This window comes from Micromonospora sp. WMMD723, assembly GCF_049863385.1.
GTDB classification, from domain to species: Bacteria; Actinomycetota; Actinomycetes; order Mycobacteriales; family Micromonosporaceae; genus Micromonospora; species Micromonospora wenchangensis.
The window spans coordinates 2956881-2977749 of sequence record NZ_JBMKNR010000001.1 but is presented as its reverse complement, the minus strand read 5'-3'; the positions used below and the strand labels follow the sequence as shown (position 1 = coordinate 2977749).

Sequence of the window (20869 nt, the reverse complement as noted above, 5' to 3'; positions counted from 1 at the left end):
CACGACCGACCGACCGACCGTGCCGGCGGGCGGGGCCGCGCCGGCCTGCGGGGTGCGGCGCGGTCAGGAGACGCCGTCGGCGCGCAGCGGGAAGACGTTCGACTCGGCGGAGTCGCGCAGCGAGCCGAGCACCGCGCCGATCTTGTCGGCGGGCATCGGCTTGAAGAAGTGGTAACCCTGGGCGGCGGTGCAGCCCAACGCGACCAGCGCGGCCCGCTGCTCGGCCGTCTCCACCCCCTCGGCGACCACCCGCAACCCCAGCTCGTGGGCGAGCCCGACGGTGGCCCGGACGATCGCCGCCGCCTCCGGCGAGTCGGCCATCCGGATCACGAAGGAGCGGTCCACCTTCAGCTCGTCCACGGCGATCCGGGTCACGAACGACAGCGACGAGAAGCCGGTGCCGAAGTCGTCGACGGCCAACTGGACGCCCATCCTGCGCAGGTTCGCCAGCACCTCGTCGATCACCTCCAGCTCGCTCATCACCACCGTCTCGGTGATCTCCAGAACCAGCTTGTGCGGCGGCACCTGGTGCCGGCGCAGCGCGTCGGCGATCTCCGCCGGCAGCCGGGGGTCGAGCAGACTGCGCGCCGAGAGGTTCACCGAGATCGGCACGTCCAACCCGTCCCGGGCCCACCCGGCGGCCACCGACAGCGCCTTGTCCAGCACGTACCGGGTGAAGGTGCCGAGCTGTTCGCTGTTCTCCACCGGGCGGATGAAGTCGGCCGGGCCGAGCCAGCCCCGCCGGGGATGCTGCCAGCGGATCAGCGCCTCCACCCCGGTCGGTGCGCCGGTGGCCAGGTCGACCGCCGGTTGCAGGGCCAGCACCAGCTGGTCGTCGGCCTGCAACGCCTCCCGCAGCTCGGCCAGCAGGGCCAACTGGTCGGTGCTGGCGGCGTCCCGGGTGCTGTCGTACGCGGCGACGCTGCCGCCGCCCTCCTTCGCCTGGTACATGGCGATGTCGGCCCGGCGCAGCAGCTCGGTCAGGTCGGCGGTGCCCGCCCCGGCCACCACCACCCCCACCGAGACCTCCACCGACATCCGCACCCCGGCCACCTCGGTCGGCGCGGCCAGCCGCTCGGCGATCTCCCGGGCCTGCCGCAGCGCGTACGCCATCGGGGCGGCCCGGTCGCCGATCACCGGCACCGACGTCAGCAGCAGCGCGAACTCGTCGCCACCGAGGCGGGCGAGCAGGTCACCGGGACGGGCCAGGGTGCCCAGCCGGTTGCCGGTGAGCCGCAGCAACTGGTCACCGGCGGCGTGCCCGAGGGTGTCGTTGACCTCTTTGAACTGGTCGATGTCGAGCAGCAGCAGGGCCACCGGGTGGTCGTGGGCGAGCTGCCGCAACGCCTGGTCACCCTTGCTCAGCATGGCCGTGCGGTTGGCCAGCCCGGTCAACGCGTCGTGCACCGCGTCGTACGACGAGCGGGCGCTGACCAGCCGCAGCTCCCGGTGGGTGGCCGCGTCGTGCAGGGCGGCGGCCAGGGCGTCGGAGTACGCCGCCAGCGCGTCCCGTTCCCGGTCGTCGGGCGGCCCGGAGACGGGGAACCGGACCCGGATCTGCCCGACCTGGACGTCCCCGACGGCCAGCGGCCTGACGAGTTCGTGGGCGTCCGGGGCCGCCCCCGTGGGTGGCCCGGCCTGCCGGTCGCGGACGCGGCCCGACGAGTCACCCCGGTAGCGCCGCCACCGGCCGTCCCCCCGGACCACGTCGACGTCGACCAGGTCCGCGCCGAACAGGGCCAGCGCCCCGGTCACCGCGGCGGTGGCCACCCCCCGCTCGTCGAGCTGGTTGAGGGCGGCGGTGGCCTCCGCGAACGCACGCCAGGTGCGCTGCTCCTGGTCGGCGCGCAGCCGGTGCCGGTAGGTCTGCTGGAGCAGCCAGAGCAGCGGCGGGAGCAGCAGCAGCCAGCGCGGGTCGATCTCCAGCAACGCGACCACGACCAGCCCGACCAGCACGTTGCCGACGAACATCAGCACCTTGCCGCGCAGCGCGACGAGCAGTGCCGGGCCGACCGCCACCCCGTGCCGCAGGGCCAGGGTGGCCCCGCCCAGCCCGGCGGTGGTGAGCAGGTAGGTGACCGCACCGGCGACGAGGGCGGGTACGAGCGTCGGGGTGGGACCGGCCAGGAACGGCTCACCCAGCGCGGTGGCGACGACCACGGCGAGCGCGGTGGCCGCGGTCAGCGCGGCGGCGATCCGGACCAGCTCCACCGGGGGGCGACGGTCGGCGGCCAGCGACATCGCCGTCCAGGCCGCGCCGGTGCCGAGCAGCGCGGCGGCCGGCAGCCAGCCGGCCGGCGCCAGGTAGAGGCAGACGATCAGGGCGGCCTCGCCCCAGGTGATGCTCACCATGCCGGTGGCGGTGCGGAACCGTAGCCGGGCGAGCTGGGCCAGGGCGAACACGGCGACGACGATGCCGAACCGGGCGACGGCCGGGAGCGGGTCGTCGGCCGGCAGGGCGGTGGGCAGGCGCAGGCCGACCAGCACCGCCACCAGGGCGGTCACCGCCACGGCGAGGGTGAGGACGCGCACCCGCAGCGGAGTCTCCGGCGGCGTCGACCCGTCGTCGGACGCGCCGGCCCTGCCGGAGGTCACCGCCCGGCTCCGTCCGCGGGGCCGTCGACGGCGCGACGGACGAACGCGGCTACGACGGTCATGGCACCCCCTCCCGCGCACGGCTCAGGGACTTACGTCCCCCGGCGGAAGGCTAAGCCAATCCGGGTGGCCGCAACAGGGGGCGACGACCCGGATCGGCGTGATTCACGCTTCGGTCACCCCACTCAGGGCTGCTGGTGGCCGCTGGACGGGTTCGTACGTGATTCCTGCCCCGTCGTCCCGTCCGACGGGCCGGTGGCCGACGAATCGGTCCCGACCGGACCACCCTGGTGGGGGAACCGTTCGGGCAGCCGGCGCAGCCGGGCGTTCATGTTGCGGATGAGCAGGACGGTGGCGGTGCCGAGGAGCACGATGAGGAAGAGGCCCATCGGCCCGGCCAGGCCGCCCGTGCGGGTGTCCCCGAAGTTGTTCTCCGCGAGCACCTGGACAGCGTTCAGCATGGTGTCTTCTCCGATGTGCGGTGGAGTGTCAGCGTAGCCCCGCACCCCGGTCAGCCGGCATGGACGGCTTCGCGTACCCCGGCGAACAGGTCGGATTCCGGCAGCGGGGAGTCGACCGTCGAGCGGACGAGCTGGAAATCCTCGGTCGGCCAGGCGCGCTGCTGCAGCTCCATCGGCACGTGGAACCAGAAGCCGTCCGGGTCGACCTGGGTGGCGTGGGCGCGCAGGGCGTCGTCACGGACCGGGAAGTACTCGGCGCACTCGACCCGGGTGGTGATCCGGGTGCCCTTGTCCGGCCGCTCGTCCCACCGCTTGAGCCACTCGTCGTACGGCGAGGTGAGGCCGGCGGCCAGCATGCCCTCGTGCAGGGCGGTGATCTTGCCCTTGGAGAAGCCGATGTCGTAGTAGAGCTTCAACGGCTGCCAGGGCGTGCCCAGCTCGGGGTAGCGGTCGGGGTCGCCGGCCGCGTCGAACGCCGCCACGCTGACCTTGTGGCACATGATGTGGTCGGGGTGCGGGTAGCCGCCGTCCTCGTCGTAGGTGGTGACGACGTGCGGACGGAACTCCCGCATCAGCTTCACCAGCGGCCCGGCCGCCACCTCGACGTCCTGGAGGGCGAAGCACCCCTCGGGCAGCGGCGGCAACGGGTCGCCCTCGGGCAGGCCCGAGTCGACGAAGCCCAGCCAGGCCTGCTCGACGCCGAGGATGGCCCGCGCGGCGTCCATCTCGGCCCGCCGGATCTCGCCGATGTCGGCCCACACCTCGGGGCGGTCCAGCTTGGGGTTGAGCACACTGCCCCGCTCACCGCCGGTGCAGGTCACGACCAGCACGTCCACCCCCTCGGCGACGTACTTCGCCATGGTGGCGGCGCCCTTGCTGGACTCGTCGTCCGGGTGTGCGTGCACGGCCATGAGACGCAGCTTCTCTGCCAACGTGGGCGCTCCTCGTCTGTGCCCGTCGGCGGCCCGCTCCGGGTCGCTCGCCCGACCTGCCGTGGTGACCTGCCGGCGCGGTTGCCGACCTGCCGGGCCGTGCTCGGCCCCGGGCTGGGAAGATGGACCCTGTCATTCTTGCCGATGCCGCCGACAACAACGCCAGGAGATACCCGCCGGTGACCGAGACGCACGCCACAGTTCCCTCGGCCGCGCCGGTGTTCCCGCCCGGCCGGTACGGACGCCGACGGGAGCCCGAGCGCCGTCGTCCCCTGCTGCGCTGGGTGCTGGCGGCGGTCCTGATCGCCGGGTTGGTGCTGGCCTCGACGCAGCTCTACCAGCGCTACGGCGACCCGGAGTACAAGCCCGAGGTGATCACCTACGCCGACGTCGACGACACCGGCGTCCGGGTCGACTTCCGGGTGACGGTGCCCGCGGGTGGCGCGGCGGTGTGCCTGGTCCGGGCCCGCTCGCACGCCGGGGCCGAGGTGGGCCACGAGGAGGTCACCGTGACCGCGGCCCCCGGCCAGCGGCACGTCACCACCCGGCACCGGGTCACCACCACCGAACGCCCGTTCATCGGCGAGGTCGTCCGCTGCCGTCCGGCCGGCTGAGCGGCGACGGGACCGGGTCCCGCGTCGCGGCGGGCCGCCGTCGGCGTCGCCCGACCGGGTGATCGACGACGCCCGGGAGTGCGGGCCACTGGTAGGTTGGTAAGTCACCTGTCAGCCAGCACGCACATCCGAGGAGTACGCCTGTGTCCACCAATGACCACAAGGCGCCCGCCACCTGGCTGTCCCAGGACGCGCACGACCGCCTCCAGGCCGAGCTCGACGAGCTGATCGCCAACCGGCCGGTCATCGCCGCCGAGATCAACGCCCGGCGGGAAGAGGGCGACCTGCGGGAGAACGGCGGCTACCACGCCGCCCGCGAGGAGCAGGGCAAGGCCGAGGGCCGCATCCTCTACCTCAAGGAGCTGCTGCGCACCGCCCAGGTCGGCGAGGCGCCGACGGCCGACGTGGTGTCGCCCGGCATGGTCGTGACGATCTACTTCGACGACGACGAGGGCGACACCGAGACGTTCCTGCTCGGGTCGCGGGAGATCGCCGCCACCACCGAGCTGACGGTCTACAGCCCCGAGTCGGCGCTCGGCAAGGCCATCCTGGGCGGTCGCCCCGGTCAGGCGTGCACCTACACCGCGCCCAGCGGGGCGGACATCAAGGTGACCATCGTCAGCTTCGAGCCGTTCTCCGGCTGAGCCGCACCGCCGCCGGGTCCACCGGACCCGGCGGCGTCGTCCCCCGGTACGCCGCCTCCGCCTCACGCCTCGGCCGTGAGGACCACCTGGTAGCCGCTCGCCCGTAGGGCGCTGATCAGCGTGTCGGAGTGCTCGACGCCCCGGGTCTCCACCGACAGGGCCACCTCCACCTCGCCGAGCCGCAGGTGCGGGTTGGCCCGCTGGTGCTCCACGTCGACCACGTTCGCCCGGTGCTCGGCGATCTCGGTGAGCAGCGAGGCGAGCTGACCGGGCCGGTCCGAGCAGCGGACGGTGACCCGCAGGTAGCGGCCGGCGGCGGCGAGACCGTGCTCGATCACCCGCATCATCAGCAGCGGGTCGATGTTGCCGCCGGAGAGCACCGCCACCGTCGGGGTCCGTACCTGCACCGCCCCGGCGAGCAGCGCGGCCACCCCGACCGCCCCGGCCGGCTCGACCACCTGCTTGCCCCGTTCCAGCAGCATCAGCAGCGCCCGGGAGATGTCCTCCTCGGCGACGGTGACCATCTCGTCGACGAGCTTGCGGACATGGTTGAAGGTGATCTCCCCGGGCCGGCCGACCGCGATGCCGTCCGCGATCGTGGCGAACGCCGGTAGCCGGACGGGTTCCCCGGCGGCCAGGGAGGGCGGGAAGGCGGCGGCGCTCTCCGCCTGGACGCCGATGATCCGCACGTCGGGCCGCAGCGCCTTCGCGGCCACCGCCATCCCGGAGATCAGGCCGCCACCGCCGACCCCCGTGATGATCGTCTCGACCTCGGGACACTGTTCGAGGATCTCCAGCGCGACGGTGCCCTGCCCGGCGATCACGTCCGGATGGTCGAACGGGTGGATGAACACCGCGCCGGTCCGCTCCGCGAAGGTCTGCGCGGCCACCAGCGACTCGTCGACGGTGTTGCCGATCAGCTCGATCCGCGCGCCGTACCCCTTGGTGGCGGCCACCTTCGGCAGCGGCGCGTTCACCGGCATGAACACGGTGGCGTGGGTGCCGAGCAGGCCGGCGGCGAGCGCCACCCCCTGGGCGTGGTTGCCGGCGCTGGCCGCGACCACGCCCCGGTCCCGCTCGGCCGCCGACAACCGGGAGATCCGCACGTACGCGCCGCGCACCTTGTACGAGCCGGCGCGTTGCAGGTTCTCGCACTTGAGCCACACCGGCCCGGACAGTGCCGCGCTCAACGGCCGGGACGGCTCCAGCGGGGTGGTCCGGGTGACCCCGGCGAGCAGCTCCCGGGCGGCCCGTACGTCGGCGAGGTCGACCAGTTCCGTCATGCCCCGATCGTGCCACCAGCCCTCGGCCCGACGGCCGGGGAGGGCGTGTCGACCCGGGGATAGCCGGGGGCGTGCCGGGCCCACGGGGCCTGCATCTCGAACTGCCCGGCCACCCCGAGCAGCAGCAGCTCCGAGCCGGGCGGGCCGACCAGTTGCGCGGCGACCGGCAGGCCGTCCGGGCGGCGGCCCACCGGCACCACGATCGACGGCAGGCCGGCGACGTTCCACGGGGCGGCGAACGGGGCGTACCGGATGTTGGTCCGCATGTTCGCCAGCCAGGAACGGCCGGACCAGGAGGTGGCCTCCGGCGGCGGCCCGGCCAGCGCCGGGGTGAGCAGCAGGTCGATCCCGTGGTCGGTGAAGAAGCCGACGGAGCGGTCCCGCCAGGCGGCCCGGTCGGCCTCCCGCACGTACCCCCGGCGCTGCGCCCACTCCCCCAGCGCGACGTGCCGGCGGCTGCGTCGTTGCAGGCCACGCCGGTCGATGCCGGCGGCCCGGACGTCGGACGCGGCGGCGGCGAGCCAGGTGGCGATGCCCTGCAGGCCGAGCGCGGTCGGGTAGACCGGGTCGGCGGGCACGGTGTCGTGGCCGGCGGCGGCGAGCAGCCGGCCGGCGGCGGCCACCGCGTCCCGGTTGGGGGCGTCCGGCGCGACGCCGCGCACCGGGGAGCGCAGCGACACGCCGACCCGCAGCCGGGGCGGCGGGACGAGTTTGTCGGGGCGACGCCCGGCGAGCACCTGGAAACCGACGGCGGCGTCGGCGACGGTGGTGGTGAGCATGCCGTGCTCGGTCAGCCCGAACCAGTCCTCCGCGCCGAGCTGGCACGGGACCACGCCCCGGCCGGGCTTGAGCCCGACCAGGCCGCAGCAGGCAGCCGGGATGCGGATCGAGCCGAGCCCGTCGTTGCCGTGCGCGATCGGCACCAGCCCGGCCGCGACCGCCGCGGCGGCCCCGCCGGAGGACCCCCCGGGGGTGTACCGCAGGTCCCACGGGTTACGGGTGACGGCGGTCGCGTCGTCGGTGATCGCCCAGAGTCCCAGCTCCGGCATCCGGGTCACCCCGAGGATCACCGCGCCCGCGCCACGCAGCCGGCGCACCACCTCGTGGTCGGCCTCCGCCACCGCGGTACGCGCGGCGACCGACCCGTTCCAGGTGGGCAGGCCGGCGACCGGGGTGTTCTCCTTGACCGCCACCGGCACCCCGGCGAGCGGGAGGTTGGCCAACTCCTCCTGCTCGTCGACCTTCTCCGCCTCGGTGATCGCCTCACCGCCCCGGACCACCCGGAACGCGGACAGTGCGCCGTCGACCCGGCCGACGTGGTCCAGGTGGTCGGCGACGACCTGGGTGGCGGAGACGTCGCCCCGGCGTACCCCCCGGGCGATCTGCTTGGCGGTCGCCCCCACCCAGGTCGGCATGATGTCCTGCACGGCCACCTCTTCCCAGCCCGCGGTCAGCCCAGCGCCTGCTCCAGATCGGCGAGCAGGTCGTCGACCGTCTCGATGCCGACAGACAGTCGCACGAGATCGCCGGGAACTTCAAGCGGCGAGCCGGCAGCACTTGCGTGTGTCATCCGGCCCGGGTGCTCGATCAGCGACTCCACCCCGCCGAGCGACTCGGCGAGGACGAACAGCCGGGCCCGGTTGCAGACCTGCACGGCGTGTTCCTCGCCCCCGGCGGCCCGGAAGGAGATCATCCCGCCGAACCGGCGCATCTGCTTGGCGGCCACCTCGTGCCCGGGGTGCGCCGGCAGGCCCGGGTAGATGACCTGGGCGACCTTGGTGTGCCCGTCGAGGAAGGCGGCGATCCGTTCGGCGTTGTCGCAGTGCCGGTCCATCCGTACCCCGAGGGTCTTGATGCCGCGCAGGGTGAGCCAGGCGTCGAACGGGCCGTTGATCGCGCCCATCGCGTTCTGGTGGTAGCGCAACTCGTCGCCGAGGGTCGGATCGGCGACGATCAACGCGCCACCGACCACGTCGGAGTGCCCGCCGACGTACTTGGTGGTGGAGTGCACCACCACGTCCGCGCCGTGCGCGAGCGGCTGCTGCAGGTACGGCGAGGCGAACGTGTTGTCGACCGCCAGCAGCGCCCCGGCCTCGTGCGCGATCCCGGCCAGGGTGGCGATGTCGGCGATGCCGAGCAGCGGGTTCGTCGGCGTCTCCACCCAGACGATCTTCGTCTCGGGGCGGATCGCGGCCCGGACCGCGTCGACGTCGGAGACCTTCGCCGGGGTGTACGTCAGCCCCCACCGCTCGGCGACCCGGGCGAACAGCCGGTACGTGCCGCCGTACGCGTCGTCGGGGATCACCACGTGGTCGCCGGGCGAGCAGACCGTCCGCAGCAGGGTGTCCTCGGCGGCCAGGCCGCTGGCGAAGGCGAGCCCGACCCGGCCCCCCTCCAGCGCGGCCAGGCACTCCTGGAGGGCGTCGCGGGTGGGGTTGCCGGAGCGGCTGTACTCGTAGCCCTGCCGGGGCGCGCCGACGGCGTCCTGGGCGTACGTGCTGGTCTGGTAGATCGGGGGGATCACCGCGCCGGTGCGGGCCTCCGGGTCCTGGCCGGCGTGGATGGCGAGCGTCTCGAAGCCGTGACTCATCCCGCAGACGTTAGTCCGCCGCCCCCACCGGTCGGCCGGAACCCGTCCCGGCTCACCCGCGCCTGCGCCCCGACGCGTGGTGGGTGGGCGCGTGGGGCTTTAGGCTGCGCGGGTGAGCGGGTGTGTGTTCTGTCAGATCGTGGCCGGGGAGGTGCCGGCGTTCCGGGTGGCCGACGAGCCGGACGGGGTGGCGTTCCTGGACACCCGGCCCGTGTTCAAGGGGCACGTCCTGGTGGTGCCCCGCGCCCACCTGGTCACCCTGACCGACCTGCCGGCGGCCGACCTGCCCGGCTACTTCGGCCTGGTGCAACGCCTGGCGGCGGCCGTGGAATCCGGTCTGGGGGCCGGCGGCACGTTCGTGGCGATGAACAACCGGGTGTCCCAGTCGGTGCCGCACCTGCACACCCACGTGGTGCCGAGGACCAAGGGCGACGGCCTGCGCGGTTTCTTCTGGCCGCGCACCCGCTACGCCGACGACGCCGAGGCCGACTCCTACGCCGGGCGGGTCGCCGCCGCCCTGCGCTGAGCCCCGCCGACATTCGCCGGGCCGGGCGGGCGAGACGCGCAGCGCAGCGGGTAAGGAAGGCGGGCCCGCCGGTGTTGCATGCGGGGAGAGGTACGAGAGGAGTTCCACCGTGTTCCTTCGCCGCATGAAGGCCGAGATGATCAGCCCCGACCAGGCCCTGCCCGGCCGCCCGATCGCGATGCCGATCGGGGACCGGCACGAGGTGCTGGCGTCGTCGCTGAAGGGCCCGTTCCCGCAGGACGCCCGGGTCGCCGTGTTCGGCATGGGGTGCTTCTGGGGTGCCGAGCGGCTGTTCTGGACCCTGCCGGGGGTGCTGACCACCTCGGCCGGTTACGCGGGCGGCTACACCGCCAACCCGACGTACGAGGAGGTGTGTTCGGGGATGACCGGGCACGCCGAGGTGGTCCAGGTGGTCTACGACCCCGCCGTGATCAGCTACGAGGACCTGCTCAAGGTGTTCTGGGAGAACCACGACCCGACCCAGGGCATGCGCCAGGGCAACGACGTCGGCAGCCAGTACCGCTCGACGATCTACACCACCAGCGACGAGCAGCTGGCCACCGCGCAGGCGTCCCGGGACGCGTTCGCGCCGATCGTGGCGCGGGCCGGCAAGGGTGAGATCACCACCGAGATCGCCCCGCTGGGCGACTACTTCTTCGCCGAGGACTACCACCAGCAGTATCTCGCCCCGACGAAGAACCCGAACGGCTACTGCAACCACGGCCCGAACGGCATGACTTGTCCAGTTGGCGTGGCCAAGACCGCCTGATCCTTTCCATCCCACCCATTGCAAGGCGCCGGTCTCCCGACCGGCGCCTTCGTATCGTCGACGCCGTGCGGCCGGCTGCCTGCCAAAAAGGTGTTGTCGCCTCGGTGCCAACGGGAGATCCTACGGCCCGTGACCACCCGAAACGCCGAGATGCGCGCCGATTCTGACCGTCGGGTCGGCTCATTGCTGGCCCCTCGCGTGCTCCCCCGTCGGATATTGGAACCTGAGCAGCATGGGGCCGGATTTCGAGTGGGACTTTGGTGACTGGCACAATGCCGTGATGGTTGTGCAGTTGACCACCGACGCATGACCGGTGACGGCCATCGCCTCCAAGAGCACTTCGACGCCGCATGGGGCAGTAAGTCGCTGTTCGGGCCGAATGCCGATCCGCGCTGGACGACGATGCTGGGGCAGCCGGTGCGCAATGCTCGGTTTTCGTGGGAGCGGCTCACGATCAGGCCAAGCATGCGGCCGGACGGTCAGGCCATCGGCTCACGCGATGACGTCGATGTCCCTGCGGCACTACGACTAGACTGCGGCGGCGGTCCGGTATGGTTCAGGGCCGGCGTGCCGCAGTTCCCGAGTCCGGAAGGTGCTAATTCCCGGTGACGATTTCGTGGTCGTATTCACTACCGCGAGGATGCGCCAGATGGGCTATGCGGACCCGAAGTTCACCGAGTGAGCTAGCGAGCAATACGCCCGTCCCAGGATCGAAGAGCCCGAACGATTACCGCAACCTGGTCCCACAGGAAATACATGCCCGATGAGCCGCAGACATACACCCACTTCGTCAGCCGCACTCTGCCAACTGGCCCCTGTTAGGCTGGACACCTGACGCGAATATGCGGCTATATAGACTCGGTGCTACTAATAAATTCCACGCGGCCGTTCAGTGACCCGCGTTCCATGCAATTCGGTCGCTTTACGAACCACGCACGCCATCCGCGTAGCGCTTGGAACCTTCATGTTCAAAAGAAAAGATGTGCGCTTGGAGCGATAAGATTGACTACTAAGCATATGAACAGGAACGCCCCAAGGGATACATGATCCCGCGAAGCCAGTCTTCCGGAGAAGACGGGCTCGACGCCTCAATGCTAACCAAATTTGCCGCCGAAGCCATCTATCAAAATCGCGCCAGTTGCCCTCCTCAGTTACGACCGGATGACGAGCAACGAATCCCGTCAAATGGGTAAGCGGCACATAACCTGAACGGGAGAACCTGAGAACCTGATGTTCACTCAGGCCACCATACAAAAGACGCCGCAACTGTGAAAGCAGTGTCAGATAGTCGCGGTCCACTCCGTTAGCCAGTCGTGCCAAATTCTGCGTCTTAGCGAGCGGCTGCCTTAGAAGATTTGCATAGATGAGCCTCGAAATTCGTTGCCGAATGTCGCGCTCTGGCCGCCTTGCGAGCCCTACACTTCGCAGTGATATCTTATGACTCAAGAACTCGACTGAGTCCACATCTCGAATTTCCGACCCGCCGATTACACCTGCTGGAGATAGAATTTGCAGCCCTCGACTCTTCGACTTACTGATGCCAACTTTAGATTCATTTGACCACTCGAAGAGCATGTCCACCCCTGCTCTAACTGCCGCGTAGTCAGCACCCCAGAGCAAGATGTCGTCAGAAAACCTTGCAAATCCCACGTTAAGTCGCTCAAGAGCGCGATCTAGCGGCGACAGCGCAATTCCTGACAAAAATAGGCTAATAGAGGTCCCTTGCGGGAAACCACTTGAGCGACCAGTGTTAGGCACCCCCAGAAACGCCTCCATTACTAGCCGCTCACGCGGGGTCATACGCAGATTCAGCATCTCCATCTGCCGGAATAGGTATCGATGGTCTACCGACCCAAAATAGTCTTGTAAGTCATATTCCGCCACAAACAGGCGGGGATGATCCCGCCACTCACTTGAAATATATGCAATAGCATCAAAAACATTGATGTCCGCTCTATAGGCGTAGGACCTACCACTCAATGCGCCCAAATTCTTACCCATCAGCGACCTGTAGATGCGCCTCGAAAGAGCTTCGTCAGGTATACCAAATGACGTAATCGTTCTCGAACCGCCTTGCGGTTTCTCGACGTTAAAAACGTAGGGGGCACCCACCGAATACGTCTTGTTCTTTAAAGATTGCCCGATCCCATGAGCATAAACGTCTGCGCGGGCTCTCACGATAAAAGGATTAAAGTCTTTCCTGAACGACCACGATTTAGGTTTAGAGTATGACGTTCTCGAAATGCCCGAGTTCGCTCGGCGAGCTTCGCGCTCCATCTCATCGTAGTGCCGCTTTGCGGCACGCTCGAAGCGACGAATACGTGCCTGAGCTATACGAGTCATAGTGGTGGCGAAATCTTCCACGGTTACCCCCTTAAACAACAGGACCCGCCCAAGGCGGGTCCTGTGCGGCTGGTCGAACCCTGAAAGAGTTGCATTCGCATGCAGATCACTGGTGGCGTTCACCAATGATCAAAAGGACGGTTGCGCCGTCCAGCTCCGGGTCAAAGCCTACGCTCTCTTGAGCGATGGAGAGTATTTTAGCGGAGCAGAGCCGTAAGATCCAGGGGTTGTACAGGTTTACGGCCAAAAAGTTCTGATGGCCGGCACCACAAGTACCACGGGGGCGAGAACTGCGAGCCAAGGTATCCAAGTTAGAGTGCCAGATGCAAGAACATGCAAGCGCTCAGACCACTTCGGTTTAGGCGCTGTCGCAAATTGCGATCGAGCGCGCAAAAAGTCAGCGGTGGTGTGATTCTCACTCTCATCGAGCAAATCGTCGTACTCAGAACTCAGCTTCTCGAAGGCGTCCTTCGTGAACTGAGCAGGGTCACCTTTAGCGCTTTCCACCCGGACGGATAGGCGTTGAATCTTACGATAGTTCTGGAACATATTACGACTTCTAGCGGCATAGCCCATAGATGATGACATAAGCGAACCAGCGAAAGTCAAAATTGCGATGAATAGCCAAAGGACATCACCATGGGGCCCGTAAATGTCTCTATCCGCAATCATGCCGCTAGCTGCGATAAGACTTGAAAGCGATAGCGCCACGACAAGGCCATTTATCGCTCGCGATCTCGACTCAAGGCGTTTACACGCCTCAAGTCGAGCTTTGTATGTCCTGTAGGCTCGGTCCTCCAACTGAGCCAGACGTTGATCCCAGTTGCCAGCATTACTCATATCCTCCCCAGAGGAATCGACTATCACTAGATCAGCACGGCACACGCCCGAATCATAGAACCTAGCCAATCGCGCTGTCATTGTACGCGAAGCGCTTGAGCACTGGCCGGCCTTACCCTCAGCCTGCGTCGAAGCGCCGACTGCCCGCGCTGGCCTAACGGTGGAGCCGGTAGACAAGGAGCCACGCAGGAGAGCCATCGCAGGTAGACAGTGGGCGAGGCTGGTGCGCCGAACTGAAGGGTCACCTGTCTCCAGCCTCGTTCCGAACGGGCTGAGCTGCCCGGTCGGCGTGGCCCGTACCGCCGGCTGACCGACCCGGACACCGACCGGCCGTCGGGCGACCCGCCCGGCGGCCGATTTCCGGGCCTGCGGCGTTTGTCACATCGCGGGCCCGGGGCGAATCGGGCATCCCCCGGGCTTCGGGCAGGAACGTCGGCCCGGGCGGCACCGTCACGGTGAGTGGCGCACATACTAGCAGTCCCGTAACACGGCCGACATCGGCTCAACAGGCGAAGTGCAACAACCTCTGGCAGCATTGGCTGGCATGTGCGGACTTGCGGGAGAGTTCCGCCGTGACGGTTCCCGGGCCGACGTGTCGGCGGTGGAACGCATGGCGGCCACGATGAGTGACCGGGGGCCCGACGACAGCGGAGTGTGGTCACAGGGGGCCACCGCCCTCGGGCACCGCCGCTTGAAGATCATCGACCTCTCCGCCGCCAGCGGGCAACCGATCGTCGACCCGGCCGCCGGGCTCACCGGAGTGTTCAACGGTTGCATCTACAACTACCGCGAGCTGCGCCAGGAGTTGCAGGCCCTGGGGCACCGCTTCTTCTCCTCCGGGGACAGCGAGGTGGTGGTCAAGGCGTACGCGCAGTGGGGGCTCGACTTCGTCGACCACCTGATCGGCATGTTCGCCGTCGCGATCACCGAGCGGGACACCGGCCGCCTCGTGCTGGCCCGGGACCGGCTCGGCATCAAGCCGCTCTACCTGGCCGAGACGCCGGGCGTGGTGCGCTTCGCCAGCACCCTGCCCGCCCTGCTGGCCGGCGGCGGGGTCGACACCGCCATCGACCCGGTGGCGCTGTCGCACTACCTCAGCTTCCACAGCATCGTGCCGCCGCCGCGCACCATCCTGCGCGGTGTCACCAAGCTCCCCCCGGCCACCGTCCGGGTCTACGAGCCGGACGGCCGCACCCACGAGCGGGTCTACTGGGACCCGTCCTTCACCCGGGACGCGTCGCGCGCCGACTGGTCGGCCCGCGACTGGGAGGACGCCCTGCTCGAGTCGCTGACCACCGCCGTACGCCGCCGGATGGTCGCCGACGTGCCGGTGGGGGTGCTGCTCTCCGGCGGCCTGGACTCCAGCCTGGTGGTGGCGCTGCTGGCCGGCGAGGGACAGACCCGCTCCGGGCTGTCCACCTTCTCCATCGGTTTCGACGCCGTCGGCGGCCGGGAGGGCGACGAATTCGTCTACTCCGACCTGGTGGCGCAGACGTTCGGCACCGACCACCACCAGCTCAAGGTGGCCGCCGGTGACCTGGTGCCGCCGCTGGAGGCGGCGGTGGCCGCGATGAGCGAGCCGATGGTCAGCCACGACTGCGTCGCGTTCTACCTGCTCAGCCAGGAGGTGTCCCGACACGTCAAGGTGGTCCAGTCCGGCCAGGGCGCGGACGAGATCCTCGGCGGCTACCACTGGTACCCGCCGCTGGCCGGCATCGACCGGGAGCAGGCCCTCGACTCGTACGCGAAGGCGTTCTTCGACCGGGACGCGGCCGGGCTGGCCCGGGTGCTCAACCCGGACTGGCTGGCCGACGGCGACCCGGCGCGCGAGTTCGTCGCCGCTCACCTGGGCCGGGCCGGGGCGCAGACCGCCGTCGACGCCGGCCTGCGGATCGACACCCAGATCATGCTCACCGACGACCCGGTGAAGCGGGTCGACAACATGACCATGGCGCACGGCCTGGAGGCCCGGGTGCCGTTCCTCGACCACGAGTTCGTGGAGCTGGCGGCGAGCTGCCCGCCCGAGCTGAAGCTGGCCCAGGGTGGCAAGGGCGTGCTCAAGGAGATCGGCCGCCGGGTCCTGCCGCACGAGGTGATCGACCGCCCCAAGGGCTACTTCCCGGTGCCCGGCCTGACCCACCTGGAGGGCAAGCTCCTCGACCGGGTCCGCGACGCGCTCACCGCGCCGCAGGCCCGCCGCCGCGACCTGTTCCGTGCCGACTACGTCAATGCGCTGCTCGCCGACCCGAACGCCGAACTGACCCCGTTGAACGGAAACAAACTGTGGCAACTGGGACTCCTGGAAATGTGGCTCCAGAGCCACGGAATCGACTGACCGTGAACGAGACCCTCGCGACCGGCACGGCCCGTACCGACCGGGAGCGGGTGCTCGGCCGCCGCCGGGAACGGATCGGCCCCGGCGGTGACCCGGTCGCGCCGGCCACCGCCCCGGAGCCGCGCCGGGAACCGGCCGGGCCGTCCGACGTGGTCCTGGACTGCGGCTGGGGGCGGCTGGTCTTCGGCCAGACCTTCCACGAGCAGGTCGCGGTGGCCCACGTGCTGCGGTCCGAGGCGGCCGGTGCCCGGGACATCTGCATCTACCTGCGCGACCCGCACGTGCTGGTGTCCCGGCTGCCCGACGAGCTGTTCATCGACCCGTCGCTGACCTACCGGCTGCCGCTGGGCGAGCGCCGCCCGGCGGCCACCGGGCGGATGGAGATCCCGGGGTTGGTCGTCCGGCCGCTGCGCGACGCCGACGACGCCGACGCCGACGCGGTGAACCGGATCTACGCCCGCAACGGCATGGTCACCGCGCCGGTGGAGGTGCTCGTCGACAACGCCGGCACCGACCGGTTCCTGCACCTGGTGGCCGAGGCGAGCACCGGGGAGATCGTCGGCACCATCACCGGCGTCGACCACGTGGCGGTCTTCGGCGACCGGGAGAACGGCGCGAGCCTGTGGTGCCTGACCGTCGACTTCAACACCGCCCCGCCCGGCACCGGTCAGGCCCTGCTCACCGAGCTGGCCGACCGGCTCGACGAGCGGGGGCGCGCGTTCGTCGACCTGTCGGTGCTGGCCGAGAACTCCGGCGCGATCCGGCTCTACGAGCGGCTGGGCTTCCACCGCACCGGGACGCTCTGCGTCAAGCGGAAGAACCCGATCAACGAACGGCTGTTCCTGCCGTCCGCCCCGGTGGGCTACGACGAGCTGAACCCGTACGCGAAGATCGTCGCCGACGAGGCGATGCGGCGCGGCATCCGGGTGGAGGTCACCGACGCGCACTGGGGTGAGCTGCGGCTGACCAACGGCGGCCGGACGATCGTCACCCGGGAGTCGCTGTCCGAGCTGACCTCGGCGGTGGCGATGAGCCGCTGCGACGACAAGCGGGTCACCAGGCGCATCCTCACCGAGGCGGGCCTGTCGGTGCCGCGCGGCCGGACCGCCACCGGCGACCCCGACGACCTGGCCTTCCTCACCGACGTCGGCCCGGTGGTGGTCAAGCCGGCCCGGGGCGAGCAGGGCAACGGCATCACCGTCGGGGTACGCACCGCCGAGGCGCTGGCCGCCGCCGTCGAGCTGGCCCGCCGGTTCTGCCCGGACGTGCTGATCGAGGAGCTGCGCGCGGGCGAGGACCTGCGGGTGATCGTGATCGACCACGAGGTGGTGGCCGCCGCCGTGCGCCGACCGGCGCAGATCACCGGCGACGGGGTGCACGACGTCACCGAGCTGATCGAGCGGCAGAGCCGGCGACGGGCCGCCGCCACCGGCGGCGAGTCCCGCATCCCGATCGACGAGATGACCCGCGAGGTGGTGGCCGAGGCCGGGCACCGGATGCACGACGTGCTGCCCGAGGGTCAGGTGTTGGCGGTGCGCCGGACGGCGAACCTCCACACCGGTGGCACAATCCACGACGTGACGGCCGAACTGCACCCGGCGATCGCCACTGCCTGCGTGGCGGCGAGCCGGGCCCTGGACATTCCGGTGACCGGGCTGGACCTGCTGGTCCCCGCCCCCGACCAGCCCGAGCACGTGTTCATCGAGGCGAACGAGCGGCCGGGGCTGGCCAACCACGAGCCCCAGCCGACCGCCGAGCGCTTCGTGGACCTGCTCTTCCCGGGCACCCGGGCCCCGCAGCGCCTCTGGAGCCCGGCCGGGCCCGGAGGGGTCGCGTGAGCCTCAAGCCCCTCGACATCGATCTGGACTACCTCCGTCAGGTGCTGGTGGAGTTGCTGGACATCCCCAGCCCGTCGGGGCGTACCGACCACGTGCAGCAGTACGTGGGGGAACGCCTGTCCGCGCTGGGCATCCCGTCCACGCTGACCCGGCGGGGGGCGCTCAGCGCCTGCCTGCCCGGCCCCCGGCAGACGGGTGCCGACCGGGCGATCGTGGTGCACACCGACACCATCGGCGGGATGGTCAAGCGGCTCAAGGAGAACGGCCGGCTGGAGCTGAAGACCATCGGCACCCACTCGGCCCGGTTCGCCGAGGGCGCACACGTGCGGATCTTCACCGACGACCTGGACCGGGTGGTCACCGGGCAGGTGCTGCCGTTGAAGGCCAGTGGGCACCGCTACAACGACGACGTCGACCTGCAGGGCGTCGGTTGGGAACACGTCGAGGTCCGGGTCGACGAGCCGGTCGAGGACATCGCGGGCCTGCGGGCGCTGGGCATCGACGCGGGCGACTTCGTGGCGTTCCTGCCCAACCCGATGGTCACCCCGTCCGGGTACGTGAAGTCCCGGCACCTGGACGACAAGGCCGGGGTGGCGGCGGTGCTGACCGCGTTCAAGGCGGTGGTGGACGCCGGCATCACCCCCACCGTCACCGCCCACCTGCTGGTCACGGTGACCGAGGAGATCGGCCACGGGGCCAGCCACGGCCTGGACCCGGACGTCGCCGAGATCGTCTCGGTGGACGCGGCGGTGGTCGCGCCGGGCCAGCAGTCCCGGGAGAACGCGGCGACCCTGGCGATGGGCGACGGGGTCGGCCCGTTCGACTACCACCTGACCCGTAACCTGGCCACCATCGCCCGGGAACACGGGGTGGACCTGGTCCGCGACGTCTTCGACTACTACCGCTCGGACGTGGCGGCGGCGGTCGAGGCGGGCGCGCACGCCCGGGTGGCGCTGCTCGGTTTCGGGGTGGACGCCACCCACGGCCACGAGCGCACCCACCTCGACGGGCTGCGTCACCTGACCCAGTTGCTCTGCCTCTATCTCCAGAGCGACCTGGTCTTCCCCGAGTGGGACGCCGAGCCGGAGGGCGACCTGGCCGACTTCCCGTCGCTGGCGGTGCAGCCGGCCAGCGAGGACGGCCCCCGCGAGGGCCCGATCGGCATCGACTGACCGGCTGCTGGCCGCACTGCCGGGCACCGCGCAACGGCGGGCACGACATCACGCGTCGTGCCCGCCGCCCACCGGCCGCCCCGGCCCCTCACCGTGGCGTCGGTCCTTACGGTCGGGTCACCGGTTGCGGCGTTCCGCCGCGTCGAGCAGGGCGATCAGCGCCTCGGTCACCCGCAGCACCGCGTCCCGGGCGGCCGGGTCGCCGGTGATCCGCTGTTCCGCCCGGTCGGCCAACTGTCCCAGCAGTTCACCGGCGCGGGCCGCGTTGCCGGCGGTGCCGGCCTGCTCGGCCCGCTGGAGCCGGTCGGTCAGCCGGGCCGCCACGTACTCGGTGATCCGGCCGGCGGCGACGTACTCGGTGATCAGGTCACGCAGGTCGGAGTACCAGGCGGGGTCGCGGGTGAACGACGCGGGCAGGTAGCCGGCGTCGGCGGCGGCGAGGGTGGCCGCGACGCTCGCGTCCACGTACGCCCCGACGGTCGGGTAGCGGGCGGCGAGCTGCGCGTCGGTCAACGGCACGGAACTGCCGTCGAGGAAGCAGAAGCCGGGCCCGGTGTTGCTGCCGCTGTTGACCCGCAGCGGCACGTGGTGCTGGGCGAGCCGGATGCCGTCGAGGGCGAGCCCCAGGTCGTCGCGGGCGACGGCCGGCGGGGTCGTCGTGGTCGTCCGGATCGGCGGGGCGCTCGGCGGGGCCACCTGCTGGGCGACCCAGGCGACGGTGTGGTCGTAGACGGCGTTCTGCACCATGTGCTGCGGGACCCGCGACAGCGAGGGCAGCGTGCAGGTCTGCGGTTCGCCCGGGTAGCCACCCGGGTAGCTGCCGATGTCCCGCTTGCGCAGCGGCCCGTAGTCGGTGATCAGCTTCCAGTCGCCGTGCGACGCGCCGGCGACCTCCCAGGACCGCAGGACGGCCGAGTCGGCCTGGGCGCGGGCCGCCGCCGGCAGGATGCCGCTGGCCACGTCCCCCTCGGAGTTGATCCGGAACACCGGCGTCGCCAGGTCGGTGCGCAGCACCCCACCACCGCCGTGCAGGACGACCGCGTCGAGCACGTTCGCCGACTGCTGGACGCCGTTGTAGTAGTTGGCGAGGCGACCGGCGGACTGCGAGTGGCCGGTGGCGATCACGTACTGCGGGGCGGGCAGCTTGCCCAGCGGGTCGACGCCTGTCGGGTTGCGGACCGCCTTCACCGCCTGGCTGAAGATGTCGTACGAGAGGCTGTCGTCGGTGACGGTGCCGCCCACGGTGACGTCCAGCGGGCCGTACCGGGCGGGGCTCCACGCCTTGAGCCCGGTGGCCGAGTGCAGCCCGGCCCGCTGGGCGGAGACCCCGACCCAGGCGTAGCCCGAGCGGATCAGGTGCTCGTGCGACTGGAACCAGTCGACCTCCTGGTCCCACTGGTTGCTGACGTTGTTCCACTCGGCGATCACCACGCCGTTGAACTTCTTGGTGTTGGCGGGCCGCCTCACCACCAGCCGGGTGCCGTACGGCTGGTCGGTGGCGATGGTCGTCGCGTTCTGGGTGCCCTGCACGGCGTACCGGGTGGCGGTGCCGAAGAGGAAGAACTCCTCCTCGACGTAGCCGGCGGCGGCCAGGTTGACGTCGGTGGCGAGGAACGGGTAGCCGTGGCCGGGGTCGCCGACCGGGGTGGTCCGGGCGATCGGCCCGGCGACCACCGGGTTCGCCACGGTCGCGCCGGTGGCGGTGGACGGCCGGGTGGTGGCCGGCGGGGCGGCACCCGCCGGGGGGACCGGGCCGGCGGCGACGGCCAGCGCGCCGACCAGGCCGAGGGTCAGGGATCGTCGGGTGTTCCTGCGGGTGGTGGACGAAACGGGCACGGTTCACCTCACGGGGGAGCGACCGAGGGGACGGCTCGGGCGGACAGCGGCGGGAGGTGGCCACTGTGGGGCAGACAGTAATGCTCGCTTC

17 protein-coding genes are annotated in these 20869 nt (G+C 70.5%); 8 read left to right on the top strand and 9 right to left on the bottom strand.

Going from position 1 to position 20869, the window contains the following annotated elements; translation table 11 throughout:
• Positions 1-63 precede the first annotated feature (63 nt).
• From ACN261_RS13625 to mca, 3 genes are all read right to left on the bottom strand, one after another.
• Positions 64-2538 (bottom strand): putative bifunctional diguanylate cyclase/phosphodiesterase, encoded by a 2475-nt coding sequence (locus ACN261_RS13625; RefSeq protein ID WP_421487004.1) that lies wholly within the window; start codon positions 2536-2538, stop codon positions 64-66.
• 242 nt (positions 2539-2780) lie between these two features.
• Entirely contained in the window at positions 2781-3056 is a 276-nt protein-coding gene (locus ACN261_RS13620; RefSeq protein WP_204928275.1) for a hypothetical protein, read from the bottom strand.
• Positions 3057-3106: 50 nt separating this feature from the next.
• Positions 3107-3988 carry a mycothiol conjugate amidase Mca gene (gene mca / locus ACN261_RS13615; RefSeq protein WP_421485611.1) on the bottom strand — a complete coding sequence of 294 codons (882 nt, stop codon included), beginning with the start codon at positions 3986-3988 and terminating at the stop codon, positions 3107-3109.
• A gap of 179 nt (positions 3989-4167) precedes the next feature.
• Here mca and ACN261_RS13610 point away from each other — a divergent pair, with 179 nt between their 5' ends.
• Together ACN261_RS13610 and greA are read left to right on the top strand one after the other, a co-directional pair.
• Positions 4168-4602: a DUF4307 domain-containing protein gene (locus tag ACN261_RS13610; RefSeq protein ID WP_421485609.1), complete on the top strand. Its 435-nt coding sequence runs from the start codon at positions 4168-4170 to the stop codon at positions 4600-4602.
• A gap of 143 nt (positions 4603-4745) precedes the next feature.
• A complete protein-coding gene (greA, locus tag ACN261_RS13605) occupies positions 4746-5246 on the top strand; it encodes a transcription elongation factor GreA (protein ID WP_204928278.1) in 501 nt (166 codons plus the stop codon).
• A 62-nt stretch (positions 5247-5308) separates the two neighbouring features.
• On the opposite strand, the gene ilvA is transcribed toward greA, so the two are convergent.
• The 3 genes from ilvA to ACN261_RS13590 are packed head-to-tail and all read right to left on the bottom strand — an operon-like array spanning position 5309 to position 9119.
• Complete coding sequence (ilvA, locus tag ACN261_RS13600; protein WP_421485608.1) at positions 5309-6529, bottom strand: threonine ammonia-lyase; 1221 nt, start codon at positions 6527-6529, stop codon at positions 5309-5311.
• Positions 6526-7962, bottom strand: a complete 1437-nt coding sequence (locus ACN261_RS13595) for an amidase (protein ID WP_204928280.1) — start codon at positions 7960-7962, stop codon at positions 6526-6528. The genes ilvA and ACN261_RS13595 overlap by 4 nt, the downstream gene beginning before the upstream one ends.
• Before the next feature lie 17 nt (positions 7963-7979).
• Positions 7980-9119, bottom strand: a complete 1140-nt coding sequence (locus ACN261_RS13590) for a cystathionine gamma-synthase (protein WP_425850350.1) — start codon at positions 9117-9119, stop codon at positions 7980-7982.
• Between the two features lie 112 nt (positions 9120-9231).
• Between ACN261_RS13590 and ACN261_RS13585 the strand changes: the two genes are divergently transcribed.
• The 3 genes from ACN261_RS13585 to ACN261_RS13575 all read left to right on the top strand — a co-directional run bounded on the left by ACN261_RS13585 (position 9232) and on the right by ACN261_RS13575 (position 11023).
• The gene (locus ACN261_RS13585; protein ID WP_425850349.1) at positions 9232-9645 is read left to right on the top strand and encodes an HIT family protein; all 414 of its coding nucleotides are present in this window, start codon (positions 9232-9234) and stop codon (positions 9643-9645) included.
• A 109-nt stretch (positions 9646-9754) separates the two neighbouring features.
• On the top strand, positions 9755-10414 hold the full coding sequence (gene msrA / locus ACN261_RS13580) for a peptide-methionine (S)-S-oxide reductase MsrA (protein WP_425850347.1): 660 nt from the start codon (positions 9755-9757) through the stop codon (positions 10412-10414).
• Positions 10415-10720: 306 nt separating this feature from the next.
• Positions 10721-11023: a hypothetical protein gene (locus ACN261_RS13575; protein ID WP_425850344.1), complete on the top strand. Its 303-nt coding sequence runs from the start codon at positions 10721-10723 to the stop codon at positions 11021-11023.
• Positions 11024-11281: 258 nt separating this feature from the next.
• Here the strand turns inward: ACN261_RS13575 and ACN261_RS13570 are convergent, their stop codons facing one another.
• Both ACN261_RS13570 and ACN261_RS13565 read right to left on the bottom strand, forming a co-directional pair.
• Entirely contained in the window at positions 11282-12880 is a 1599-nt protein-coding gene (locus tag ACN261_RS13570; RefSeq protein WP_425850341.1) for a reverse transcriptase domain-containing protein, read from the bottom strand.
• A 114-nt stretch (positions 12881-12994) separates the two neighbouring features.
• Positions 12995-13597: an SLATT domain-containing protein gene (locus tag ACN261_RS13565; protein WP_425853596.1), complete on the bottom strand. Its 603-nt coding sequence runs from the start codon at positions 13595-13597 to the stop codon at positions 12995-12997.
• Positions 13598-14141: 544 nt separating this feature from the next.
• Here ACN261_RS13565 and ACN261_RS13560 point away from each other — a divergent pair.
• Genes ACN261_RS13560 through ACN261_RS13550 form a run of 3 tightly spaced genes read left to right on the top strand, consistent with a single transcriptional unit; the run spans position 14142 to position 18942 of the window.
• Positions 14142-15932: an N-acetylglutaminylglutamine amidotransferase gene (locus ACN261_RS13560; RefSeq protein WP_425850338.1), complete on the top strand. Its 1791-nt coding sequence runs from the start codon at positions 14142-14144 to the stop codon at positions 15930-15932.
• A 2-nt stretch (positions 15933-15934) separates the two neighbouring features.
• The gene (gene ngg, locus ACN261_RS13555; protein WP_425850335.1) at positions 15935-17770 is read left to right on the top strand and encodes an N-acetylglutaminylglutamine synthetase; all 1836 of its coding nucleotides are present in this window, start codon (positions 15935-15937) and stop codon (positions 17768-17770) included.
• Positions 17767-18942, top strand: a complete 1176-nt coding sequence (locus ACN261_RS13550; protein ID WP_204928286.1) for an osmoprotectant NAGGN system M42 family peptidase — start codon at positions 17767-17769, stop codon at positions 18940-18942. Before ngg ends, ACN261_RS13550 begins: the two co-directional genes overlap by 4 nt.
• A gap of 117 nt (positions 18943-19059) precedes the next feature.
• Here the strand turns inward: ACN261_RS13550 and ACN261_RS13545 are convergent, their stop codons facing one another.
• Positions 19060-20778, bottom strand: a complete 1719-nt coding sequence (locus tag ACN261_RS13545; protein WP_421485598.1) for an alpha/beta hydrolase domain-containing protein — start codon at positions 20776-20778, stop codon at positions 19060-19062.
• Positions 20779-20869: the final 91 nt, after the last annotated feature.

Excerpts from the sequence above, each read along its gene's own strand:
- ACN261_RS13620 (WP_204928275.1), bottom strand. The coding sequence starts at position 3,056 with ATGCTGAACGCTGTCCAGGTGCTCGCGGAGAACAACTTCGGGGACACC.
- ilvA (WP_421485608.1), bottom strand. The coding sequence starts at position 6,529 with ATGACGGAACTGGTCGACCTCGCCGACGTACGGGCCGCCCGGGAGCTG.
- ACN261_RS13590 (WP_425850350.1), bottom strand. The coding sequence starts at position 9,119 with ATGAGTCACGGCTTCGAGACGCTCGCCATCCACGCCGGCCAGGACCCG.
- ACN261_RS13575 (WP_425850344.1), top strand. The coding sequence starts at position 10,721 with ATGACCGGTGACGGCCATCGCCTCCAAGAGCACTTCGACGCCGCATGG.
- ACN261_RS13565 (WP_425853596.1), bottom strand. The coding sequence starts at position 13,597 with ATGAGTAATGCTGGCAACTGGGATCAACGTCTGGCTCAGTTGGAGGAC.
- ACN261_RS13560 (WP_425850338.1), top strand. The coding sequence starts at position 14,142 with ATGTGCGGACTTGCGGGAGAGTTCCGCCGTGACGGTTCCCGGGCCGAC.